We start from the raw sequence: 23,764 nt of genomic DNA, 5'->3' as shown, positions 1-23,764 counted from the left end.
TTTTCAGGAGTCGTCATGGCCGGGGAACACGTCATTTTGCTGGATGAGCAGGATCAGCCTGCCGGTATGCTGGAGAAGTATGCCGCCCATACGTTTGATACCCCTTTACATCTCGCGTTTTCCTGCTGGCTGTTTAACCAGCAGGGTCAGTTGCTGGTCACTCGCCGTTCGTTGGGCAAAAAAGCCTGGCCCGGGGTATGGACCAACTCGGTCTGCGGACACCCCCAGCAGGGCGAGACCTTCGAGCAGGCCGTCACGCGCCGCTGTCGCTTCGAACTCGGTGTGGAGATCTCTGATATCGCGCCGGTTCACCCGGCCTTCCGCTACCGGGCGGTCGCCCCAAACGGTATCGTTGAGAACGAAGTGTGCCCGGTATATGCCGCGCGCGTGGTAAGCGAAGTGCAGCCTAACGACGATGAAGTCATGGACTATCAGTGGGTTGACCTGGCAACCATGTTAAGCGCGCTGGCCGCCACGCCGTGGGCGTTCAGCCCGTGGATGGTGCTGGAAGCGGAAAATCGGGACGCCCGCCAGGCGCTGACCGACTTTGTTGCGCGTCTGCGCGGGTAAGCTGACTATTCTCCAGGCCAGGCGCAGCCCTGTGCCTGTCATTAATGCCTGGCGGCGCTACGCTTGCACAGGCCTACGGTTCTGCGCCATTGCGTAGCCCGGATAAGGCGTTTACGCCGCCATCCGGGATCCCCGGCTTGCGCTGCGCTGAGCCAGGCTACGCCAGCCTTAGGACCTCACATCAGACATAAAAAAACCCGGCAAGCCGGGTTTTTTGCTTTTCGCGAAGGGCGATTATTTCTGCGGACGCATCGCCGGGAACAGAATAACGTCGCGGATGGTGTGGCTGTTGGTGAACAGCATGACCATGCGATCGATACCGATACCCAGACCAGCGGTCGGTGGCAGGCCGTGTTCCAGCGCGGTGACATAGTCTTCGTCATAGAACATTGCTTCGTCGTCGCCTGCGGCTTTCGCATCAACCTGATCCTGGAAGCGCTGCGCCTGGTCTTCGGCGTCGTTCAGCTCGCTAAAGCCGTTACCGATCTCACGGCCGCCAATGAAGAATTCAAAGCGGTCGGTGATTTCCGGGTTGACGTCGTTACGGCGCGCCAGCGGAGAAACTTCCGCCGGGTATTCGGTGATGAAGGTCGGCTGGATCAGGTGCGCTTCCGCCACTTCTTCGAAGATCTCGGTCACGATACGGCCCAGACCCCAGCTCTTCTCCACTTTGATGCCGATAGACTCAGCGATCGCTTTCGCGGAATCAAAGTTATCCAGATCCGCCATCTCGGTTTCCGGACGGTATTTCTTGATCGCTTCGCGCATGGTCAGTTTTTCAAACGGCTTGCCGAAGTCGAACACCTGATCGCCGTAAGGCACTTCGGTATTGCCGAGGATGTCCTGCGCCAGGGTGCGGAACAGAGATTCGGTCAGCTCGATCAGATCTTTGTAATCCGCATAAGCCATGTAGAGTTCCATCATGGTGAACTCTGGGTTATGACGAACGGAGATCCCTTCGTTACGGAAGTTACGGTTGATCTCGAAGACGCGTTCGAAGCCGCCAACCACCAGACGCTTGAGGTACAGTTCCGGCGCGATACGCAGGTACATGTCCAGATCCAGCGCGTTATGATGGGTGATGAACGGACGCGCGGAAGCGCCGCCCGGGATCACCTGCATCATCGGGGTTTCTACTTCCATAAAGCCGCGGCCAACCATGAACTGACGGATGCCCGCCAGGATCTGCGAACGCACTTTGAAGGTCTTACGAGATTCATCGTTGGAGATCAGGTCCAGGTAACGCTGACGGTAACGCGCTTCCTGATCCTGCAGGCCGTGGAATTTGTCCGGCAGCGGGCGCAGAGCTTTAGTCAACAGACGCAGCTCGGTGCAGTGGATAGAGAGCTCACCGGTTTTGGTCTTGAACAACTTACCGCGGGCGGCGATGATGTCGCCGAGGTCCCACTTTTTGAACTGGTCGTTATAAACGCCTTCCGCCAGGTCATCACGCGCCACGTACAGCTGGATGCGGCCGCCTACGTCCTGCAGGGTCACGAAGGACGCTTTACCCATGATACGACGGGTCATCATGCGGCCAGCAACGGCCACTTCAACGTTCAGCGCTTCCAGCTCTTCGTTTTCTTTGCCATCGAAGTCAGCGTGCAGTTGGTCAGAGGTATGGTCACGACGGAAATCGTTCGGGAATGCGACGCCCTGCTCACGCAGCGCAGCCAGCTTCTCGCGACGGGTTTTCAGTTCATTATTAAGGTCAATTGCCGCGTCAGCGCCCTGTGCTTGTTGTTCAGACATGTTGGTTCCTCATAACCCTGCTTTCAAACTTGCTTCGATAAATTGGTCCAGGCTGCCATCGAGCACCGCCTGAGTGTTGCGGGTTTCCACCCCGGTACGCAGATCTTTAATACGCGAGTCATCCAGCACGTAAGAGCGGATCTGGCTGCCCCAGCCGATATCGGACTTGTTGTCTTCCATCGCCTGCTTCTCGGCATTTTTCTTCTGCATCTCCAGTTCATAAAGCTTTGCTTTCATCTGCTTCATGGCCTGGTCTTTGTTCTTGTGCTGCGAACGGTCGTTCTGGCACTGCGTCACCAACCCGGTCGGGATATGGGTAATACGCACCGCGGATTCCGTACGGTTAACGTGCTGACCACCGGCGCCGGAGGCGCGGTATACGTCAATGCGCAGGTCGGCCGGGTTAATTTCGATATCGATATCGTCTTCCACTTCCGGGTAAACGAACGCGGAGCTGAAGGAGGTATGACGGCGGCCGCCGGAATCGAACGGGCTCTTACGCACCAGACGATGAACGCCGGTTTCCGTACGCAGCCAGCCGTAGGCGTAATCGCCAATGATCTTAATGGTCACGGATTTAATCCCCGCGACTTCACCTTCGGATTCTTCGATGATTTCGGTCTTAAAGCCGCGCGCTTCCGCCCAGCGCAGGTACATGCGCATCAGCATGCTGGCCCAGTCCTGGGCTTCGGTGCCGCCGGAACCGGCCTGAATGTCAAGGTAGCAATCGGCGCTGTCGTATTCGCCGGAGAACATGCGGCGGAACTCAAGCTGCGCCAGCTTCTCTTCCAGGGTATCCAGCTCGGCGACGGCTTCGTTAAAGGTCTCTTCGTCGTCCGCTTCCACGGCCAGATCCAGCAGGCCGGCAACGTCTTCCAGCCCCTGGGACATCTGATCCAGGGTATCTACGATGGCTTCCAGGGAAGAACGCTCTTTACCCAGCGCCTGGGCGCGTTCGGGTTCGTTCCACACGTCCGGCTGTTCCAGCTCGGCGTTTACTTCTTCGAGACGCTCTTTCTTGGCATCGTAGTCAAAGATACCCCCTAAGAACGTCGGAGCGCTCCGTGAGGTCCTGAATGCGGTTTTTTACCGGATTTATTTCAAACATGGTCGGTTTCTTTTAATGGATTTGTCAAAATGCGGTGATAAGAGCGGAATTCTACCGGATTCGCGCCCTTATTCCTACACTGTTGTCAATTTGGCCAGAGGTGATCGATGATCAGCTGCAGGCTACGGTTGCCGCGGAACTCGTTGATGTCGAGCTTGTAGGCTAACTGGACTTCACGCACGCCGTTATCCGGCCAGATGGAAGTATCAACGTTGAAGGCGATACCGTCCAGCAGCGGCCCGCCGTCAACCGGTTCGACCATCACCTTCAGGTGACGCTCGCCCACCAGCCGCTGCTGCAGCAGGCGAAAACGACCGTCAAACAGCGGTTCCGGGAACATCTGCCCCCACGGCCCGGCGTCGCGCAGCATCTGCGCCACTTCCATGCTCATCTCCGCCGCCGCCAGCGGGCCATCGGAAACCACCTCGCCCTGCAACAGCGCAGGATCCAGCCATTCGGTCACCAGCTCGCCGAAGCGCTGTTGAAACTCTTCAAAACGCGCCTCCTCCAGCGATAAGCCCGCCGCCATCGCGTGGCCGCCGAACTTCAGGATTAGCCCGGGATAAAGCGTATCAAGGCGCTCCAGCGCATCGCGCATATGCAACCCCTGAATGGAACGACCGGAGCCTTTCAGCGTGCCGTCGCCGGTAGGCGCAAAAGCGATAACCGGGCGATGGAAGCGCTCCTTAATCCGCGAGGCGAGAATGCCGACTACCCCCTGATGCCATTGCGGATGGTACATCGCCAGCCCGCCGGGCAGGGTATCCGCGCTGCGCTCCAGCTGCTGACAGAGCGTTAGCGCTTCCGCCTGCATCCCCTGCTCAATCTCTTTGCGCGTCTGATTAAGCGCATCGAGCTCGTTGGCCAGCACCCGCGCTTCGCCGATGTTATCGCACAGCAGCAGCGCGACACCGACCGACATGTCGTCCAGCCGTCCCGCCGCGTTCAGGCGCGGCCCGAGGGCGAAACCGAGGTCGCTGGCCGCCAGCTTTTGCGGATCGCGGTTGGCAATTTCCAGCAGCGCCTTAATACCGGGCCGACATTTGCCGGCGCGAATGCGGCTTAACCCCTGCCAGGTGAGGATACGGTTGTTAGCATCCAGCGGCACGACGTCCGCGACGGTGCCAAGCGCCACCAGATCCAGCAGCTCGGCAAGGTTCGGTGCGGGGATGCCGCGAGCGTCGAACCAGCCTTTATCACGCAGAAAAGTGCGCAGCGCCAGCATCAGATAAAACGCCACCCCCACCCCGGCCAGTGATTTTGACGGGAAGTCGCAATCGCGCAGGTTGGGATTAACGATAGCTTCCGCCGCCGGCAGCGTCTCGCCCGGCAGATGGTGATCGGTCACCAGCACCGGGATCCCCAGCGCATGGGCATGATCGACGCCGGCATGGGACGAGATCCCGTTGTCGACGGTCATGATCATCTGCGCGCCGCGAGCATGGGCCTGATCGACCACTTCCGGGCTTAAACCGTAGCCGTCTTCAAAGCGGTTCGGCACCAGATAGGAGACGTTGCCGTAACCCAGCGCGCGCAGGGCCAACACGCTGAGCGCGGTGCTGGTGGCGCCGTCGGCGTCAAAATCACCGACCACCACGATGTGCAACCCTTTCTGGAACGCGTCATGCAGCATCTCGACCGCTTTTTCAACGCCGGTGAGCTGCGTCCAGGGGAGCATGCCTTTGACGCTGCGCTCCAGCTCCTGCGCGCTGCGCACCCCGCGGCTGGCATATAGCCGCTGCAGCAGCGGCGGCAGGTCGGCGGGGAGTTCGACGCCGTCAACCGCCTCGCGGCGGCGTAGTTGTATCTGTTGTTTCACGCGAATCAGTTACCGCTTGTCTGTTTTTTGTGCTCATCGAGGAACGCCTTCAGCTCTTTCGGCCCCTGATAGCCCGGCAGCACCATGCCGTTACTGAGGACCATCGCCGGCGTACCGTTGACGCCCATCTGCACGCCGAGGGTGTAATGTTTGGCGATATCTACGCTGCAGCTCGCCGGCTGCACGCCTTTACCATTCATGGCGTCATCCAGCGCTTTGTTGCGATCTTTCGCACACCAGATCGCTTTCATATCCTGCTCGGCCTGGCTTTGCAGCCCCTGGCGCGGGAAGGCCAGATAACGCACGGTGATCCCCAGCGCGTTGTAGTCGCTCATCTGCTCGTGCAGTTTATGACAGTAGCCGCAGGTAATATCGGTGAAGACGGTGATGACGTGCTGCTCCTTCGGCGCTTTGTAGACAATCATCTCATTGCTCAGCGCGTTCAGCTTACCCAGCAGCAGCTGGTTGGTGACGTTGACCGGCTGCGCGCCGCTCACGTCGTACATCGGCCCCTGGATGATATGTTTGCCGTCGTCGGTCACGTACAGCACGCCGCTGTCGGTCAGCACCGTGCTCATCCCGGAAACCGGCGATGGTTGAATATCGGTGCTCTGCACACCCAGCTTCGCCAGCGACTGTTTAATTGCCGCGCTATCGGCGTGCGCCGTTCCTGAAAGGGAGGCCGCCAGCAGGGTGAACATCAATAAACCTTTTTTCATACTCAGTCCTTTTGTTCAGCACTCACGCCCGCGGGTGGTGCTGTTGATGAAGTTGTCGCAGACGCTCGGTCGCCACGTGGGTGTATATCTGCGTGGTGGAGAGATCGCTGTGTCCTAACAGCATCTGCACCACGCGCAGATCGGCGCCATGATTGAGCAAATGCGTGGCGAACGCATGGCGTAACACGTGCGGGGAAAGCTTTTCGCTGTCGATCCCCGCCAGTACGGCATAGTGTTTAATCCGGTGCCAGAAGGTCTGGCGCGTCATCTGCTGGGCGCGCTGGCTGGGAAATAAGACATCCGACGCCACGCCGTTCAGCAGCCAGGGGCGACCATACTCGAGGTAATTTTCCACCCACAGTACCGCCTCTTCCCCCAGCGGCACCAGCCGCTCTTTGTTGCCTTTTCCCACCACCCGCAGCACGCCCTGCCGCAGGCTGATGTCGCTCATCGTCAGCCCCACCAGCTCCGAGACGCGCAGGCCGGTGGCATACAGCACCTCCAGCATCGCTTTATCGCGCAATTCCAGCGGCTGCTCCACCAGCGGCGCCTGCAGCAGGCGCTCAACCTGCGCCTCACTGAGATCTTTTGGCAGCCGCTGCGGTAGCTTCGGCGAGGCCAGCAGCGCGCTGGGATCGTCCGGGCGAATTTTTTCCCGGTACAGATGCTGGAAAAAACGGCGCACGGCGCTCAGCAGGCGCGCGGTGCTGGTGGCTTTGTAGCCGCCGGACTGCCGCTCAGCCAGCAGCGCCTGCAGATCGTCGCTGCCAACGCTTGCCAGCGACAGGCCGCGATGGTGCAGCCACTCAACTAACATCGTCAAATCGCGACGGTAGGCGCTGAGCGTATTCTCCGCCAGGTTGCGCTCCAGCCAAAGGGCATCGAGAAACTGTTCGATTAGTGCCAGATCCTGTTTCACATCGGCCTCTTTGTTCGTTAAACGCTCTCATTATGCCTTAAGAGGACGCCTTTCTGGTACACTGCCCGCCATTCACGGCAAGAATCGAGATGTTTACGCGATGAATATAGGTCTGTTTTACGGCTCCAGTACCTGCTACACCGAAATGGCCGCGGAGAAAATCCGCGATATCATCGGCCCCGAACTGGTGACGCTGCACAATCTGAAAGATGACTCCCCCGCGCTGATGAGCCAGTACGACGTACTGATCCTTGGCATCCCGACCTGGGATTTCGGCGAAATTCAGGAAGACTGGGAAGCGGTCTGGGATCAGCTGGACACCCTGAACCTCGAGGGAAAGATCGTCGCGCTGTACGGCATGGGCGATCAGCTGGGCTACGGCGAATGGTTCCTTGACGCGCTCGGCATGCTGCATGACAAGCTGGCGACCAGGGGCGTGAAGTTTGTCGGCTACTGGCCAACCGAAGGCTATGAGTTCACCAGCCCGAAACCGGTGATCGCCGATGGCCAACTGTTCGTTGGCCTGGCGCTGGATGAAACCAACCAGTACGACCTGAGCGACGAGCGCATCCAGAGCTGGTGCGAGCAGATCCTCGGCGAAATGGCCGAACACTTTTCCTGACGCGGCTTACTCCTGCGCCGGTTTTTGCAGCACCAGCCGGCGCAGATCGCGCCACTCTCCGGCGTCCATGCTGTCCGCCGCCAGCCAAAGATGCTGTCCGCGCCGGGTATCGACATGGCGCAAACGCAGCAGCATACCGCTATTGATAACCCACGGCGTCCCGAGGATCTCCCATTCGGCGTTTTGCCAGCGAAGACGGGAATCGGTGAGCAGTTTTATCTCCCCGCGACGGGCATGGATCCGCCGCTGGCTGCGCACGCAGTCGAAGACCACCAGCGACAGCAGCAGCAGCCAGATCGGGGTATAGCTCAGCGGCCAGGGAACCAACAGCACCAGGGCCGCCACCACGCCGTGAAGCAGCAGGGAAAACCACTGCGCGCGCCAGGAGATACGGAGATCAGATTGCCACAGGACCACGTTCCCGATTCCGTGTCTGAATTAAGGTTACCATCCGCTGCAGCTCCGCATCGGCCGGTTTGCCGTGGTTCATCAGCCAGTTGAACAGATCCGGATCGTCATTTTCCAGCAGGCGAATGAACAGCTGTTTGTCAGCGTCGCTGAGGGTATCGTACTCATACTCAAAGAACGGCATGATGGAGATGTCGAGTTCGCGCATCCCGCGGCGGCATGCCCAGTGGATACGTGCTTTATTGTTAATGTCCATGTTGACCTTCCAGCAGCAAAATATAGGTTAGTTTAACCCGTTTTCTGCCGTAACTTTACAGGAATATCGCTGAATGCGAGCATCCTTCCATAAAAACCTTAAAATAATGATGGGTTTATTGATTCCCTGCGTCAGGCGGCAGTCTCACGCCAGCGCACAAATGGCCTGTTGAAAGCACTTGCAATGCACTATAGCTCTTTTACCATTGGTCACACACACTGCGTTAAGCGATTCAGGATATGACTATGGCTTTTACACCTTTTCCTCCGCGTCAGCCTTCCTCTTCCGCTCGTCTGCCGTTAACGCTGATGACCCTGGATGACTGGGCGCTGGCGACAATTAGCGGGCCGGACAGCGAAAAATATCTGCAGGGGCAGATTACCGCCGATGTGAGTCATCTCACCGATGCCCAGCATCTGCTTGCCGCCCACTGTGATGCCAAAGGCAAGATGTGGAGCAACCTGCGCGTATTCCGTCGCGAGGGCGGCTTCGCGTGGATTGAGCGCCGCAGCCTGCGCGACGCGCAGCTGACCGAGCTGAAAAAATATGCCGTCTTCTCCAAAGTCACCATTGCCGCCAACGACGATCTGGTTCTGCTGGGAGTAGCCGGCTTCCAGGCGCGCGCCGCGCTGGCGCCGCTGTTCGCCGCCTTGCCCGACGCTGCCACCCCGGTGGTCAGCGAAGGCGCTACCAGCCTGCTGTGGTTTGAACACCCGGGCGAGCGCTTCCTGCTTGTGACCGATGTCGACACCGCCAACCGCGTCACCGACGCGTTGCGCGGCGAAGCGCAGTTTAACAACAGCCAACAGTGGCTGGCGCTGAATATTGAAGCCGGTCTGCCGGTTATCGACAGCGCCAACAGCGGGCAGTTCATTCCGCAGGCCACCAACCTGCAGGCGCTGGGCGGCATCAGCTTCAAAAAAGGCTGCTACACCGGCCAGGAAATGGTCGCGAGGGCGAAATTCCGCGGCGCCAATAAGCGCGCGCTGTGGACGCTGTCAGGGACCGCCAGCCGGGTGCCGGAAGCCGGGGAAGACCTGGAGCTGAAGATGGGCGACAACTGGCGCCGCACCGGTACGGTGCTGGCAGCCGTACAGCTGGATGACGGAAGCCTGATGGTCCAGGTAGTGATGAATAACGACATGGAACCGGACAGCGTGTTCCGTGTACGCGACGATGCCGGCAGCCTGAGCATCAAACCATTGCCGTATTCGCTGGAAGAAAATTAAGGAAAAGTTCCCGGCTTGCGGCGCTTGCGCCTTAGCCGGGCTACCCGGCCGCAGTATTTTGTAGCCACGGTAAGCGCAGCGCCACCGTGGGATGTTTATCAGGACTGGCCGATGTAAAGATAAATCGCCAGGAAGTGACACACGCTGCCGCCGAGCACGAAGCCGTGCCAGATAGCGTGGTTATAAGGAATACGTTTGCAGACGTAGAAGATGACCCCCAGCGAGTACACCACCCCGCCAACCGCCAGCAGCGTTACCCCGCCCACCGCCAGCTTCACTGCCAGCTGATAGACCACGATAAGCGACAGCCACCCCATGGTCAGATAGGTCACCAGCGACAAAATTTTAAAGCGGTGCGCGATGGTCAGCTTAAACAGGATCCCCAGCAGCGCCAGGCTCCAGATGACGATCATCAGCCCCTTCGCCAGCGGTGAATTCAACCCCACCAGCAAAAACGGCGTGTAGGTCCCGGCAATCAGCAAATAGATGGCGCAGTGGTCGAATTTCTTCAGCCACTGTTTCGCCCGCTGATGCGGGATCGCGTGATAGAGCGTGGAAGCGAGGAACAGCATAATCATGCTGCCGCCGTACAGGCTGTAGCTGGCGATCGCCGTCGCGCTGGCGTTTGTATCCGCCGCCTGCACCAGCAGCAACACAAGGCCGACGATACCGAACACCAGCCCGATCCCGTGGCTGATGCTGTTGGCAACTTCCTCTGCCAGAGAATATCCCTGAGTGATTAATGGTTTGCGAACCATACTGGACTCCGTGAAAACAAGAACGCTTTCATTGCCCACTTAGGGTAACTGAGAATGATTCCAGTGAACACCTGTTAGCTAAAATAAAACGATGTATATTTGTAAATACATTAAAATCAAAAAGTTACATTTTTATTTCAACTCACAGCCGTTCCTGATTATCTTAAAGCGTTTTGAATTCAATGACATAAAACTGGCTCTCGCCAGGATAGATGTCGCTGATGACCTGCCGCAGCTGCCCGAGAGTCATATTCTCCTGTTGCGCATGCTGTTCGGTCAGCGTATCGAGCGTCACCGTCGAGGTCGCGGTCACGGCGATGGTGCAAAAATAGCCGTCATCTTCATAGCGCCCAACGCGCAGCACATCGCCGGGCTTAAAGTGCGACTCCGCTGCATCGCGAATGGTGATGGTTTTGCGCCCGGCGAGGATGTCGTCCTGAAAACGCTGAAAAAAGGTAATGTCATTGGCCTGCATGATATAATTCCGTCCTGGTCATTATGAATTGTGAGTTCGCCCTGTGAGTATGTTCTCCCACGCCGCTGTCGCCAGTCTCAATAATCTTGAGATGATGGTCTACCACTACGTCATTAAAAATCGTGACAAAGTGATGTACATGACCATCCGCGAACTGGCCGAGGCCGCCGGGGTCTCCACGACCACCGTGTTACGCTTCTGCCGCAAACTGCAGTGCGAGGGCTACTCTGAATTTCGCGTGCGCTTTAAATTATATCTCGAGCAGAATGAGCCTCAACAGGCAAATATCGGCGCCAGCGAAATAATGAGCTTTTTTAAAAGCGTCAATAATGACGAGTTCGATGAATTACTCGAGCAGGCCGTCGATATTATTCTCGCCTCCGAACGTATTATTTTTGTCGGCGCCGGCACCTCCGGCGCGCTGGCGAAATATGGCGCACGCTTCTTCTCCAACGTCGGTAAATTCAGCAACCATATTGACGATCCCTATTTTCCGGTAACCAACGATATGGCCCGCAACGCGCTGGCGATCGTGCTTTCCGTCTCTGGCGAGACGGAAGAGATCCTGCGTTTCGCCAGCCAGTTCAGCCTACATCATTGCAAGGTGATGTCGATTACCAGCCATGAGCATTCGCGGCTGGCCAAACTGGCTGATTTCAATCTCTCCTGGCACGTGCCGCAGACGCGCATTGGCGGCGTCTACGATATTACAACGCAAATTCCAGTGATCTATATTCTCGAATCCCTCGGACGTAAATTAGCGCGCAAAATCAGCTAAAAATAACAGCCTGTTTTTTTGATGTAACATATTACCTTTGGCGGAATTTGTTATATCGTGACATTCACTTTCACTTTGCTAGACTCGAGAACAATAGTTATTAGAGAGATTAGCCAGGATGAAAAAATTAACCCTTCCGAAAGATTTTTTATGGGGCGGCGCGGTCGCCGCGCATCAGGTTGAAGGCGGCTGGGATCAGGACGGCAAAGGCCCCAGCATCTGCGATGTGTTGACCGGCGGGGCGCACGGCGTGCCGCGCGAAATCACCCACCAGGTCGAAGCGGGAAAATACTACCCGAACCACGAAGCCGTCGACTTCTACGGTCGCTACAAAGAAGACATCAAACTGTTCGCCGAGATGGGCTTCAAATGCTTCCGCACCTCTATCGCCTGGACCCGCATCTTCCCGCAGGGTGACGAAACCCAGCCGAATGAAGAGGGACTGAAGTTCTACGACGACATGTTCGACGAGCTGCTGAAATACAACATCGAGCCGGTGATCACCCTCTCCCACTTCGAGATGCCTCTGCACCTGGTGCAGCAGTATGGCGGCTGGACCAACCGCAAAGTGGTCGATTTCTTTGTACGCTTCGCCGAAGTGGTCTTCGAGCGCTATAAGCACAAAGTGAAATACTGGATGACCTTTAACGAGATCAACAACCAGCGCAACTGGCGCGCGCCGCTGTTCGGCTACTGCTGCTCCGGGGTGGTCTATACCGAGCATGACAATCCGGAAGAGACCATGTACCAGGTGCTGCACCACCAGTTCGTGGCCAGCGCGCTGGCGGTGAAAGTGGCGCGGCGCATCAACCCGGACATGCAGGTCGGCTGCATGCTGGCGATGGTCGCCCTCTACCCTTACTCCTGCAAACCGGAAGATGTCATGTTCGCCCAGGAGTCGATGCGCGAGCGCTACGTCTTTACCGACGTCCAGCTGCGCGGTTACTACCCGAGCTATGTGTTGAATGAATGGGAACGCCGCGGCTTCAACATCAGGATGGAAGACGGCGACGCGCAGATCCTGCGCGAAGGTACCTGCGCCTATCTCGGCTTCAGCTACTACATGACCAACGCGGTGAAAGCCGAGGGCGGCACTGGCGACGCCATTTCCGGTTTCGAAGGCAGCGTGCCGAACCCGCACGTCAAAGCTTCCGACTGGGGCTGGCAGATTGACCCGGTTGGCCTGCGCTATTCTCTGTGTGAACTGTATGAGCGTTATCAGAAGCCGCTGTTTATCGTGGAAAACGGCTTTGGCGCCTACGACAAAGTAGAAGCCGACGGCAGCATCAACGATGACTACCGCATCGACTACCTGCGCGCCCACATCGAAGAGATGATCAAAGCGGTCACTTATGACGGCGTCGATCTGATGGGCTATACCCCATGGGGCTGCATCGACTGCGTCTCCTTCACCACCGGGCAGTACAGCAAACGCTACGGCTTCATCTACGTCAACAAACACGACGATGGCACCGGCGACATGTCCCGCTCGCGCAAGAAGAGCTTTAACTGGTACAAAGAGGTCATCGCCAGCAACGGTGAGAACCTGTAACTAACCGCCCTCTCCCGGCCGGGGGAGGGCTAATTGCTTATCCGCCAGACACTTCTTTACAGCTTTACCATTGCCAAAACCCGTTCGCCCGTTAAGATAAGCCTCGTGAATATTTGAGGCAATCATGATTAAGCGACAACGCAAAGCCATTCTTTTTGTCCTCCTGGCCTGTCTGGTGGTGCTAACCTGCACCGCTCAACGGATGGCCGGGATGCACGCGCTGGTCATGAACCTCACCGCCGACAGCCCGTCGCTACAGCAAAACCAGGATCAGGCCGAGGCGCCGGTCACGCCGTGCGAGCTCAGCGCCAAGTCGCTGATGGCCGTTCCGCCGATGCTGTTTGAAGGGGCGCTGTTGGCTATCACCCTGCTGCTGGCGGTGCTGGCGGCGATCCCGCCGCGTATCGAACGCCAGTGGCCTCCCCGCGTTATCTCCTCACCCCGATTGCGGGTGCATCTGCGATTATGCATCTTCCGTGAGTGATTGATTCTCCTGACAGTTCAGGTTAATTCATCACTTACGGAGCAAACTTATGTATATGGTATTCAGGCGACTACTGGTCTGCCTGCTTTGGCTATGGCTGCCCGTCAGCCAGGCCGCCGACAGCGGCTGGCTGCGCGCCGCCGACAATCAACACGCCAGCGTCCGCCTGCGGGCGCAAACCGAGAGCAATGGCGACACTCGCCTGCTTTTAGACGTAGCGCTGGAAAAGGGCTGGAAAACCTACTGGCGCTCGCCAGGGGAAGGCGGCATCGCGCCGGCTATCGCCTGGCACACGCCGCTGGAGGTGAGCTGGCGCTGGCCGACGCCGCAGCGCTTCGACGTCGCGGGCATTTCCACTCAGGGCTATCACGGCGACGTCAGCTTTCCGATGACGCTGCGCGGGAAGATACCGCCGACGCTTAGCGGCGTCCTGACGCTCTCTACCTGCAGCAATGTCTGTATTCTCACTGACTATCCCTTTTCGCTGGATATGACGACTCCGGCGGGGGAGCGATTTAATTATGATTTTACCCGCGCGATGGGCACACTGCCGCTGCGCGATGGCCTGACTTCGCAACTGACCGCCAGCTACGTCAGCGGCAAACTGACGGTGACCGCCCGCCGCGATGCCGGCTGGCAGCAGCCAGCGCTGTTTATCGACAGCATGGAGGATGTCGATTTCGGTAAGCCGAGCTTTACCAGCCGCGGCGATACGTTGACCGCCACCGTACCAGTCACCGACAGCTGGGGCGAAGCGGCGCCGGACCTGAGCGGCAAAACGCTGTCGCTGGTGCTGGCCGATAGCGGTCAGGCGCAGGAAAGCCAAATCGCCGTCGCCGCCGGCAGCGCCGCGCCGGGGCTGGCGTTAGGCTGGGTGCTGCTGATGGCGCTGGCCGGCGGGCTAATCCTCAACGTCATGCCGTGCGTGCTGCCGGTGCTGGCCATGAAGCTCGGCTCGCTGGTGCAAACCGAAGGTCGCGAACGCGGCGCGGTGCGGCGGCAGTTCCTCGCCTCGGTGTGCGGGATCGTCGTCTCGTTCCTGGCGCTGGCGCTGATGATGACCGCGCTACGCCTGGGGAATCAGGCGCTCGGCTGGGGCATCCAGTTCCAGAACCCGTGGTTTATCGGCGCGATGGCGCTGGTGATGGTGCTGTTCGGCGCCAGTTTATTGGGGCTGTTCGAAATCCGCCTATCCTCCAGCGCCAGCACTTTCCTCGCCACCAGGGGCGGCAACGGCTTAATGGGCCATTTCTGGCAGGGCGCCTTCGCCACCCTGCTGGCGACGCCCTGTACCGCGCCGTTCCTCGGTACCGCCGTGTCGGTGGCGCTGGTGGCGCCCCTGCCGCTGCTGTGGGGCATTTTCTTCGCCATGGGGATCGGCATGAGCCTGCCGTGGCTGCTGATCGTTGCCTGGCCGGGTCTGGCGCAACGACTGCCACGCCCGGGCCGCTGGATGAATCATCTGCGGGTGGTGCTGGGGCTAATGATGCTTGGTTCAGCGCTATGGCTGGTCAGCCTGCTGACGATCCACATCGGCCGTACGCCGGTGCTTACCCTGCTGGTGATTCTGGCCATCGCCCTGCTAGTGGCCACCGCCTGGCGCTACCGCTGGCGGACGGCGCTGCGCGCGGGCGCCCTGGCCATAGTGGTAGCGGGCTCCGTCGCCTTTGTCGCCCAACAGGACAGCCAGGGCCCGCGCCGGGACCGGGTTAACTGGCAGCCGCTCAGCGAGCAGGCTATCGCCAGCGCCCTGGCGGAGCATAAACGGGTATTTATTGATGTCACCGCCGACTGGTGCGTGACCTGTAAAGCCAATAAATACAACGTGCTGCTGCGCGACGACGTCCAGCAGGCGCTGTTAGCGCCAGACGTAGTCGCCCTGCGCGGCGACTGGAGCCGCCCCTCCGCTGACATTAGCCAGTTTTTAACCGCACGCGGCAGCGCCGCGGTGCCGTTTAACCAGATTTACGGACCGGAATTGCCGCAGGGACAGATTCTGCCTGCGCTGTTAGACCGCGAACACCTTCTCGCCACCCTGTCCGCCGCTAAAGGAAAATAACATGAGAGCTATCACCGCCTTATTACTGCTGTGCGTATCGGCCTTCAGCTTCGCCGCCCCGGCGGAAGAACCACAATCGAACGGTAATGACCAGTTAGCCCAGCTGCTGTTTAACGATCCGAATAGCCCGCGCACCGGCGCGAAAGAGCCAAAACTCACAATCGTCTCGTTTACCGATTACAACTGCCCTTACTGCAAACAGTTTGATCCGCTGCTGGAAAAAATCGTCCACGATAATCCGGACATCCAGCTCATCGTTAAGCTGCTGCCGTTTAAAGGGCAGAGTTCGGTGAATGCCGCTAAAACCGCGCTCTCCACCTGGCGTCAGCAGCCCGAAAAATTCTGGGCGCTGCATCAGAGGCTGATGGCGAAAAAAGGCTATCACGATGACGCCAGTATCGCCGCCGCGCAGAAGAAAACCGCCACCGATAGTGTAAATATCGATGACAAGACCATGGATTCGCTGAAGATGAACCTGATTTTGTCGCAGGTGCTGAATATTCAGGGCACCCCGGCAACGATCATCGGCGATCAGATGGTGGCCGGCGCGATCCCTGCTGAAGACCTGGAGGGGCTGGTGAAAGAGCAGCTGGCGAAAGCCCGTGGCCAGTAAAATCAGGCGCTGGCTGCGCGAGCTGGCGGTGTGGCTGCTGATTGGCGCGGCGGTGAGCCTGGCGGTGGATTATTTTCGCCAGCCCGCGCTGCCGCAAAACGTCAGCGCCACATCGCTGCAGACACTCGACGGCAGGACGCTGGATCTGCATGCCATAAGCCAGCAAAAGCCGCTGCTGCTGTACGTCTGGGCGACCTGGTGCGGAGTCTGTCGCTATACCACGCCGTCGGTGGCATCGCTTGCCGCCGACGGCGGCAATGTGCTGACGGTAGCCCTGCGTTCCGGCGATAACGTCACGCTGGAGAAGTGGCTGACCAGGAAGAAACTGGCGCTGCCGACGGTGAATGATCCAAGCGGCCAGCTGGCGCGGCAGTGGGATATCCAGGTAACGCCAACGCTGGTGGTCATTTCTCAAGGCGAGGTAAAGTCGGTTACCACCGGCTGGACCAGCAGTTGGGGAATGCGCCTGCGGCTGTGGCTGGCCTCCTGGTAGACCGTCGGGCTTTAGCGGTTTTTATGCCGGGTAAGGCGTATCCGCCACCCGGCCTACCATTCGGCTTTGACCCCGTAGGCCCGGCAAGCGCAGCGCCGCCGGGCAATAGACATCTACGGGTTATTTCCCGCCCGCCAGTTCAAGGAAGCTACCCGTCACATACGACGCTTTGTCGCTCAGCAGCCAGGCAATGGCCTGAGCGACCTCTTCCGGCTGGCCGCCGCGCTGCATCGGTAGCGAACCTTTCACTCGATCCACGCGTCCCGGTTCACCGCCGGAGGCGTGCATCTCGGTATAAATCAGCCCCGGACGCACGCCGTTGACCCGGATCCCTTGCGCCGCCACCTCCAGCGCCAGCCCGGTGGTCAGGGTATCTACCGCCCCTTTCGACGCGGCATAGTCAACGTACTCCCCCGGCGCGCCAAGGCGCGAGGCCGCCGACGAAACGTTAACTATCGCCCCACCCTTGCCGCCATGCCGATGTGACATGCGCTTTACCGCCTCACGGCAACAGAGGAAGTAACCGGTGACGTTGGTGGCCAGCACGCGGTTAATACGCTCGGCGCTCAGGCTCTCCACCGTACACTGGGTAAACAGGATCCCGGCGTTGTTGACCAGCGCCGTCAGCGGCTCGCCCATGCGGTCGATCGCCTCAAACATCGCCATCACCTGCGCTTCATCGCTGATGTCCGCCCGCAGCGCCGTGGCTTTGCCGCCAGACGCCACAATGGTATTCACCACCTCGGTGGCGGCGTTAATGTTGTGATGGTAATTGACCGCCACGGTATATCCTTCCTGCGCCAACAGCAGCGCCGTCGCCCGGCCTATGCCGCGGCTCGCGCCGCTAATAAGAGCTATTCCCATACCTTCCCTCCAAAAAAATAAAGGCGCCGCAGCGCCTTTAAAAGTTTAGCTAAAACGCAAACTTACTGGTATTCGCTCATCGGCACGCAGGAGCAGAACAGGTTGCGGTCTCCGTAGACATCATCCAGACGTTTCACCGTCGGCCAGTACTTGTTGTGCAACCCTGCCGGGAATACCGCCAGCTCACGGCTGTACGGATGGTTCCACTCGCCCACCAACTCGCCCTGGGTGTGCGGCGCGTTCACCAGAGGGTTATCCTCCAGCGGCCATTCGCCGGCTTTGACGCGGTCGATTTCCGCGCGGATCGCCAGCATCGCGTCGATAAAGCGGTCCAGCTCGACCTTGCTTTCCGATTCCGTCGGCTCAACCATCAGCGTCCCCGCTACCGGGAAAGACATGGTCGGGGCATGGAAGCCAAAGTCGATCAGGCGCTTGGCGATATCCAGCTCGCTAATGCCGGTCTCTTCTTTCAGCGGACGAATATCGAGAATGCATTCGTGCGCTACGCGACCATCGCGACCGGTGTAGAGCACCGGGTAGGCATCTTTCAGCCGGGTAGCGATGTAGTTGGCGTTAAGGATCGCGTTCTGGCTCGCCTGCTTCAGCCCTTCCGCGCCCATCATGCGGATATACATCCAGCTGATCGGTAGAATGGACGCGCTGCCGAACGGCGCGGCGGAAACCGCGCCCTGGCGGGTCAGCATCCCTTCAATCTGTACCACGCTGTGGCCCGGCACGAACGGCGCCAGGTGCGCTTTCACGCCGATTGGGCCCATGCCCGGGCCGCCGCCGCCGTGCGGAATGCAGAACGTTTTATGCAGGTTGAGGTGCGAAACGTCGGCGCCGATAAAGCCCGGAGAGGTGATCCCGACCTGGGCGTTCATGTTGGCGCCGTCGAGATAAACCTGGCCGCCAAACTGGTGCACGATCTCGCACACTTCGCGAATGGTCTCTTCATACACGCCATGGGTCGACGGATAGGTGACCATGATGCAGGAGAGATTGGCCCCCGCCTGCTCTGCTTTTTCACGCAGATCGGCGAGATCGATGTTGCCGTTTTTATCACAGGCAACGACCACTACCTGCATACCCGCCATCTGCGCGGAAGCCGGGTTGGTGCCGTGCGCGGAGCTAGGGATCAGGCAGATATCGCGATGGCCTTCGTTGCGGCTCTCGTGATAATGGCGAATCGCCAGCAGGCCAGCATATTCACCCTGCGCGCCGGAGTTCGGCTGCATGCAGACGGCGTCATAGCCGGTCAGTTTCACCAGCCAGTCGGAAAGCTGGGCGATCATCTGCTGATACCCTTCCGCCTGCTCGACCGGGCAGAACGGGTGCAGCTCGGCGAATTCCGGCCAGGTGATCGGGATCATCTCCGCCGCGGCGTTCAGTTTCATGGTGCAGGAGCCCAGCGGGATCATCGCCTGGTTCAGCGCCAGATCTTTACGCTCCAGGGCGTGCATGTAGCGCATCATCTCGGTTTCGCTATGGTAGCGGTTAAACACCGGATGGGTGAGGATCGCATCGTCGCGCAGCATCGCCGCCGGGATCGAACGGCTATCCAGCGCCACGTCTTTATCCAGGGTATCGATATCCAGACCGTGATCGTCGCCGACGATGGCGCGGAACAGGTTCAGCACATCTTCGCGGGTGGTCGCTTCATCGAGCGTAATGCCCACCGCGCCGTGAATATCGCTGCGCAGGTTAATCTGCAGGGCTTCGGCACGCGCCAGCACCGCGGCTTTATCCGCCACTTCGACGCACAGGGTGTCGAAGTAGTGGGCATGGCGCAGCTTCAGCCCTTTCTTCTGCAGGCCGTCGGCCAGAATGTCGGTCAGACGATGAATGCGACCAGCGATACGTTTCAGACCCGCCGGGCCGTGGAATACCGCGTACAGGCTGGCGATGTTGGCCAGCAGCACCTGCGAGGTACAAATGTTGGAGTTCGCTTTCTCACGGCGGATGTGCTGCTCGCGAGTCTGCATCGCCATGCGCAGCGCGGTATTCCCCGCCGCATCTTTCGATACGCCGATAATCCGGCCCGGCATGGAGCGTTTGAATTCATCTTTCGCCGCGAAGAAGGCTGCGTGCGGGCCGCCGTAGCCCATTGGCACGCCGAAGCGTTGGGCGGAACCGAAAACGATATCCGCGCCCTGCTTACCCGGCGCCGTCAGCAGCACCAGCGCCATAAAGTCGGCGGCGACGCTGACAATCACTTTGCGCGCTTTCAGCTCGGCGATCAGTTTGCTGTAATCGTGGATTTCGCCGGTGGTGCCCACCTGCTGCAGCAGCACGCCGAAGACATCCTGGTGATCGAGCACTTTGTCGGCGTCATCAACGATCACCTCGAAGCCGAAGGTTTCCGCGCGGGTGCGCACCACGTCCAGGGTTTGCGGATGGACATCGGCGGCAACGAAGAAGCGGTTGGCGCTCTTCAGTTTACTGACGCGTTTGGCCATCGCCATCGCTTCGGCGGCGGCGGTGGCTTCATCAAGCAGCGAAGCGGAAGCGATATCCAACCCGGTCAGATCCAGAGTGACCTGCTGGAAGTTGAGCAGCGACTCCAGACGGCCCTGGGATACTTCCGGCTGGTAAGGGGTATAGGCGGTATACCAGCCCGGGTTTTCCAGCATGTTGCGCTGAATGACCGGCGGCAGCTGCACGGCGGTATAGCCCATGCCGATGTAAGACTTGAAGCGCTTGTTGCGACTGGCAATCGCCTTCAGCTCCGCCAGCGCGGCGAATTCGGTAGTCGCGTCGCCCACCTGCGGTGGGGTCGCCAGCTGGATATCCTGCGGCACAATCTGGCCGATCAGGGCGTTAAGCGAATCCGCGCCGACGGTCTTCAGCATCTCTTGCTGTTGCTGAGCGTCCGGGCCAATGTGACGTTCAATAAAGGCGTCGCGGTTTTCAAGCTGACTTAAAGTCTGAGTCATGAGCGATGGTTCCTGAAACGTGCGGTGAATCGTGGTTGTCTGACTGGTTTGCCCGGCAAGCGCTGATGCTTACCGGGCCAGAATACGCAAAATCATTCGCGTTGCAGGAAGGCGGCGACACAGCGACTCCCCGGGAGCTTACAAAAGTAAGTGACCGGGGGGAGCCAGGAAGCCAACGCCCCTGCAGCGTGAAGGATGAAGCGTATTTATTCGTCTTCCAGTAAAGCTTCATACGCGGCGGCATCCAGCAGCGCGGCAACCTGCGCTTCGTCGCTGGCTTTGATCTTGAAGATCCAGCCGTCGGTATACGGGTCGCTGTTGACCAGTTCCGGAGAGTCGTTCAGCTCTTCGTTGACGGCAACGATTTCACCGCTAATCGGCGCGTAGATATCGGAGGCCGCCTTCACGGATTCGGCAACCGCGCAATCGGCGCCCGCTTCAACGGTGGCACCCACTTCCGGCAGGTCAACGAAAACCATATCGCCAAGCAGCTCCTGCGCGTGCTCGGTGATCCCAACGGTATAGGTACCGTCCGCTTCTTTACGCAGCCACTCGTGTTCTTTGCTGTATTTCAGTTCTGCTGGTACGTTGCTCATCAATTCATCTCCAAAAAAGGGAAATCACACAATGGCTTTGCCATTGCGTACAAAACCAGGTTTAGTCACTTTTACCGGCATTTCACGGTTACGGATTTGCACCACCGCGGTGTCGCCAATCCCGGCCGGCACGCGAGCCAGCGCGATGCTGTAGCCCAGCGTCGGCGAGAAGGTGCCGCTGGTGATAATGCCTTCTTTTTGATTACCGTCGCTATCGGTAAAACGGACCGGCAGACCACCGCGCAGGACGCCTTTCTCGGTCATCACCAGGCCAACCAGCTGCTCGGTGCCTTTTTCGCGCTGCATCTCCAGCGCTTCGCGGCCGATGAAGTTACGATCGGCGGGCTCCCAGGCGATAGTCCAGCCCATGTTCGCCGCCAGCGGGGAAACGCCTTCGTCCATCTCCTGGCCGTACAAGTTCATCCCGGCCTCCAGGCGCAGGGTGTCGCGCGCGCCAAGACCGCACGGCTTAACGCCAGCGTCCAGCAGACCGCGCCAGAAATCAGCCGCCTGCTCGTTCGGCATCGCAATTTCATAACCCGCTTCGCCGGTATAGCCGGTGGTGGCGATAAACATGTCGCCGGCCTGCACGCCGAAGAACGGCTTCATGCCTTCCACGGCCTGACGTTGAGCGTCGGTAAACAGCGTCGCCGCCTTCGCTTTCGCCTGGGGGCCCTGGACCGCGATCAGCGACAGATCGTCGCGAACGGTAATTTCAAGGCCGTAAGGTTCAGCTTGTTCGGAGATCCAGGCGAGGTCTTTTTCGCGGGTGGCGGAGTTAACAACGAGGCGGAAATAATCTTCAGAAAGGAAATAGACAATCAGGTCATCGATGACGCCGGCGGAGGCGGTCAGCATGCCGGTGTAGAGCGCTTTGCCTGGGGTGGTGAGCTTCGCCACATCGTTGGCCAGCAAATAGCGCAAGAACTCGCGGATCCGGCTGCCGTGGAAATCGACGATGGTCATATGCGACACATCGAACATCCCTGCATCGCCGCGCACCGCATGGTGCTCATCAATCTGGGACCCGTAATGCAGCGGCATCATCCAGCCATGGAAATCCACCATGCGCGCGCCGCACAGCGTGTGTTGTTCATACAACGGAGTCTGTTGAGCCATCTTTTCCTCATCGAATAAAACGGAACCAGCCACGAAATTGTCGGCGATTTTGCGCCACGAAATTCGGCGTCGGCATCGCTGACGGACGCCGACGCAAACGTTATCTTTGGCCTGAACTTACCACCGAACCCGGCGCTAAACCATAAGCTCATTCAGGGCATCACATTAGCTTATGGCTAAAATCCGCCGAAAAGCCTACAGAGTTATTGACTGGAAAAAAGCGATTTACGCCACATAAAATTAACATTAACGGCGCGACAATTAGGTAATGATGGTGTTTTATGCGATTTTACGGCTCTAATTTCTTTAACAAAAAAAAGGACGCATTAATAAATCTAATGCGAAAAAAGAGGTGAAATTAGAATATTTCAAATGAGGGGGAAAACCCGGCGCCCAGGCCGGGTGAAAGAAGTGTGACGCGGTTAACGTAACCAGGCAGGCAGATCGTTGAGGCCCATCGCCTGGCGAATCAGCTGCGGTTTCACGCCCGGCAGCGTATCGGCCAGTTTGAGTCCCACATCGCGAAGAAGTTTCTTCGCCGGATGGCTCCCGGAGAACATTTCGCGGAAGCCCTGCATGCCCGCCAGCATCAGCGCCGCGCTGTGCTTGCGGCTGCGCTCGTAGCGGCGCAGATAAAGATGCTGGCCGATATCTTTGCCCTGGACGTGCAGGCGCTTCAGCTCGTCAATAAGCTCGGCGGCATCCATAAAACCGAGGTTGACCCCCTGCCCGGCCAGCGGATGGATGGTATGCGCGGCATCGCCGACCAGCGCCAGTCGGTGGGCGGCAAACTGACGGGCATAGCGGCCGGTCAGCGGGAAAACTTCACGTTCACTTGCCAGCTGGCAGAGGCCAAGGCGATTATCGAACGCGATATTCAGCGCCTGGTTGAAGGTGGTTTCATCAGCCTGCTGCATCCGCTGCGCTTCCCCCGGCGATAGCGACCAGACGATCGAGCACAGGTGCGGATCGCTGAGCGGCAGGAAGGCGAGGATCCCGTCGCCATGGAACGCCTGGCGGGCCACCGCCTGATGCGGCTCAGCGGTACGGATGGTCGCCACCAGCGCATGATGATGGTAATCCCAGAAGGTCAGCGGAATATCGGCTTTATTGCGCAGCCATGAATTGGCACCATCGGCGCCGATCACCAGCCGCGCGGTCAGCATGCTGCCGTCCTGCAGGCTGAGAAAGGCTTCATTCTCGCCCCACGCCACCTGCTGAAGTTCCGCCGGAGCCAGCAGGGTAACGTCAGCGCAACGCTGCGCCTTCTGCCACAATGCATGATGCACTACGGCATTTTCGATAATATAGCCAAGGTGGCTAAAGCCCATGCTCTGGTCATCGAAGCTAATGTGGCCAAAGCTGTCTTTATCCCACACTTCCATACCGTGATAGCAGCTGGCCCGCTGGGCGACGATCTCGCGCCAGACGTCCAGCTTTGTCAGCAGCTTTTCGCTGGCGGCATTAATTGCCGAAACGCGCAGCGCCGGCGGCGCATCGGCGGCCAGCGGTCGCGGCTCTGCTTTCTCCAGCACTGCGACGCGCAGGCCGCTACCCTGTAGACCGCAGGCTACCGCCAGCCCCACCATTCCACCGCCAACAATGGCAACATCAACACTTTGCACGTTCTACTCC

At 59.0% G+C, this 23,764-nt stretch carries 23 protein-coding genes; 9 read left to right on the top strand and 14 right to left on the bottom strand.

The annotated features are described in order from the left end of the window. Positions 1-15 precede the first annotated feature (15 nt). A complete protein-coding gene (gene idi / locus DR88_RS09200) occupies positions 16-570 on the top strand; it encodes an isopentenyl-diphosphate Delta-isomerase (RefSeq protein WP_002916298.1) in 555 nt (184 codons plus the stop codon). Positions 571-804: 234 nt separating this feature from the next. On the opposite strand, the gene lysS is transcribed toward idi, so the two are convergent. The 5 genes from lysS to xerD all read right to left on the bottom strand — a co-directional run bounded on the left by lysS (position 805) and on the right by xerD (position 6,887). Then, positions 805-2,322 carry a lysine--tRNA ligase gene (gene lysS, locus DR88_RS09205; RefSeq protein ID WP_002916299.1) on the bottom strand — a complete coding sequence of 506 codons (1,518 nt, stop codon included), beginning with the start codon at positions 2,320-2,322 and terminating at the stop codon, positions 805-807. Positions 2,323-2,331: 9 nt separating this feature from the next. Next, a protein-coding gene (gene prfB, locus DR88_RS09210) for a peptide chain release factor 2 (RefSeq protein WP_095858446.1) occupies positions 2,332-3,430 on the bottom strand; the annotation gives its coding sequence in 2 pieces (ribosomal slippage) (positions 2,332-3,354 and positions 3,356-3,430; 1,098 coding nt in all). Positions 3,431-3,515: 85 nt separating this feature from the next. Continuing rightward, positions 3,516-5,249, bottom strand: a complete 1,734-nt coding sequence (gene recJ / locus DR88_RS09215; RefSeq protein ID WP_004149758.1) for a single-stranded-DNA-specific exonuclease RecJ — start codon at positions 5,247-5,249, stop codon at positions 3,516-3,518. Positions 5,250-5,254: 5 nt separating this feature from the next. After that, positions 5,255-5,968 carry a bifunctional protein-disulfide isomerase/oxidoreductase DsbC gene (gene dsbC, locus DR88_RS09220; RefSeq protein ID WP_004174456.1) on the bottom strand — a complete coding sequence of 238 codons (714 nt, stop codon included), beginning with the start codon at positions 5,966-5,968 and terminating at the stop codon, positions 5,255-5,257. A gap of 22 nt (positions 5,969-5,990) precedes the next feature. Then, positions 5,991-6,887, bottom strand: a complete 897-nt coding sequence (gene xerD / locus DR88_RS09225; RefSeq protein ID WP_004144729.1) for a site-specific tyrosine recombinase XerD — start codon at positions 6,885-6,887, stop codon at positions 5,991-5,993. 100 nt (positions 6,888-6,987) lie between these two features. Here xerD and fldB point away from each other — a divergent pair, with 100 nt between their 5' ends. After that, complete coding sequence (fldB, locus tag DR88_RS09230) at positions 6,988-7,509, top strand: flavodoxin FldB (RefSeq protein WP_002916308.1); 522 nt, start codon at positions 6,988-6,990, stop codon at positions 7,507-7,509. Between the two features lie 6 nt (positions 7,510-7,515). On the opposite strand, the gene DR88_RS09235 is transcribed toward fldB, so the two are convergent. Beyond that, on the bottom strand, positions 7,516-7,926 hold the full coding sequence (locus tag DR88_RS09235) for a protein YgfX (RefSeq protein ID WP_002916310.1): 411 nt from the start codon (positions 7,924-7,926) through the stop codon (positions 7,516-7,518). Next, complete coding sequence (sdhE, locus tag DR88_RS09240; RefSeq protein WP_002916312.1) at positions 7,907-8,173, bottom strand: FAD assembly factor SdhE; 267 nt, start codon at positions 8,171-8,173, stop codon at positions 7,907-7,909. The genes DR88_RS09235 and sdhE overlap by 20 nt, the downstream gene beginning before the upstream one ends. Positions 8,174-8,418: 245 nt before the next feature. Between sdhE and ygfZ the strand changes: the two genes are divergently transcribed. Next, positions 8,419-9,402, top strand: a complete 984-nt coding sequence (ygfZ, locus tag DR88_RS09245) for a tRNA-modifying protein YgfZ (protein WP_002916313.1) — start codon at positions 8,419-8,421, stop codon at positions 9,400-9,402. A gap of 98 nt (positions 9,403-9,500) precedes the next feature. Here the strand turns inward: ygfZ and trhA are convergent, their stop codons facing one another. Then, a complete protein-coding gene (gene trhA, locus DR88_RS09250; RefSeq protein WP_002916317.1) occupies positions 9,501-10,160 on the bottom strand; it encodes a PAQR family membrane homeostasis protein TrhA in 660 nt (219 codons plus the stop codon). A 163-nt stretch (positions 10,161-10,323) separates the two neighbouring features. Further along, a complete protein-coding gene (gene yqfB, locus DR88_RS09255) occupies positions 10,324-10,635 on the bottom strand; it encodes a N(4)-acetylcytidine aminohydrolase (RefSeq protein WP_004144734.1) in 312 nt (103 codons plus the stop codon). Between the two features lie 49 nt (positions 10,636-10,684). Here yqfB and DR88_RS09260 point away from each other — a divergent pair, with 49 nt between their 5' ends. The 6 genes from DR88_RS09260 (at position 10,685) to DR88_RS09285 (ending at position 16,614) form a co-directional block, all read left to right on the top strand. Further along, the gene (locus DR88_RS09260; RefSeq protein WP_002916321.1) at positions 10,685-11,413 is read left to right on the top strand and encodes a MurR/RpiR family transcriptional regulator; all 729 of its coding nucleotides are present in this window, start codon (positions 10,685-10,687) and stop codon (positions 11,411-11,413) included. A gap of 118 nt (positions 11,414-11,531) precedes the next feature. Beyond that, entirely contained in the window at positions 11,532-12,965 is a 1,434-nt protein-coding gene (locus DR88_RS09265) for a 6-phospho-beta-glucosidase (RefSeq protein WP_025861871.1), read from the top strand. A 124-nt stretch (positions 12,966-13,089) separates the two neighbouring features. Beyond that, complete coding sequence (locus DR88_RS09270) at positions 13,090-13,449, top strand: hypothetical protein (RefSeq protein ID WP_004210062.1); 360 nt, start codon at positions 13,090-13,092, stop codon at positions 13,447-13,449. A gap of 49 nt (positions 13,450-13,498) precedes the next feature. Then, entirely contained in the window at positions 13,499-15,508 is a 2,010-nt protein-coding gene (locus tag DR88_RS09275) for a protein-disulfide reductase DsbD family protein (protein ID WP_004149774.1), read from the top strand. A gap of 1 nt (position 15,509) precedes the next feature. Next, a complete protein-coding gene (locus DR88_RS09280) occupies positions 15,510-16,121 on the top strand; it encodes a DsbA family protein (protein WP_004149776.1) in 612 nt (203 codons plus the stop codon). Beyond that, positions 16,111-16,614 carry a protein disulfide oxidoreductase gene (locus DR88_RS09285; protein ID WP_004181240.1) on the top strand — a complete coding sequence of 168 codons (504 nt, stop codon included), beginning with the start codon at positions 16,111-16,113 and terminating at the stop codon, positions 16,612-16,614. Before DR88_RS09280 ends, DR88_RS09285 begins: the two co-directional genes overlap by 11 nt. Before the next feature lie 120 nt (positions 16,615-16,734). Here DR88_RS09285 and DR88_RS09290 read toward each other — a convergent pair whose 3' ends face one another. The 5 genes from DR88_RS09290 to ubiI all read right to left on the bottom strand — a co-directional run bounded on the left by DR88_RS09290 (position 16,735) and on the right by ubiI (position 23,754). Further along, on the bottom strand, positions 16,735-17,478 hold the full coding sequence (locus tag DR88_RS09290; RefSeq protein WP_004174442.1) for an SDR family oxidoreductase: 744 nt from the start codon (positions 17,476-17,478) through the stop codon (positions 16,735-16,737). Positions 17,479-17,540: 62 nt separating this feature from the next. Further along, positions 17,541-20,414 carry an aminomethyl-transferring glycine dehydrogenase gene (gene gcvP / locus DR88_RS09295; protein WP_023313619.1) on the bottom strand — a complete coding sequence of 958 codons (2,874 nt, stop codon included), beginning with the start codon at positions 20,412-20,414 and terminating at the stop codon, positions 17,541-17,543. A 206-nt stretch (positions 20,415-20,620) separates the two neighbouring features. Continuing rightward, a complete protein-coding gene (gene gcvH, locus DR88_RS09300; RefSeq protein ID WP_002916479.1) occupies positions 20,621-21,010 on the bottom strand; it encodes a glycine cleavage system protein GcvH in 390 nt (129 codons plus the stop codon). Positions 21,011-21,034: 24 nt separating this feature from the next. Continuing rightward, positions 21,035-22,129: a glycine cleavage system aminomethyltransferase GcvT gene (gcvT, locus tag DR88_RS09305; protein ID WP_023301503.1), complete on the bottom strand. Its 1,095-nt coding sequence runs from the start codon at positions 22,127-22,129 to the stop codon at positions 21,035-21,037. Positions 22,130-22,551: 422 nt separating this feature from the next. Beyond that, on the bottom strand, positions 22,552-23,754 hold the full coding sequence (gene ubiI / locus DR88_RS09310; RefSeq protein ID WP_004149783.1) for an FAD-dependent 2-octaprenylphenol hydroxylase: 1,203 nt from the start codon (positions 23,752-23,754) through the stop codon (positions 22,552-22,554). Positions 23,755-23,764 lie beyond the last annotated feature (10 nt).

Origin of the sequence: Klebsiella pneumoniae (assembly GCF_000742135.1) — a bacterium.
GTDB classification, from domain to species: Bacteria; Pseudomonadota; Gammaproteobacteria; order Enterobacterales; family Enterobacteriaceae; genus Klebsiella; species Klebsiella pneumoniae.
Note: the sequence above shows the minus strand (reverse complement) of the source record. Positions and strands in the feature narration are given on the sequence as shown.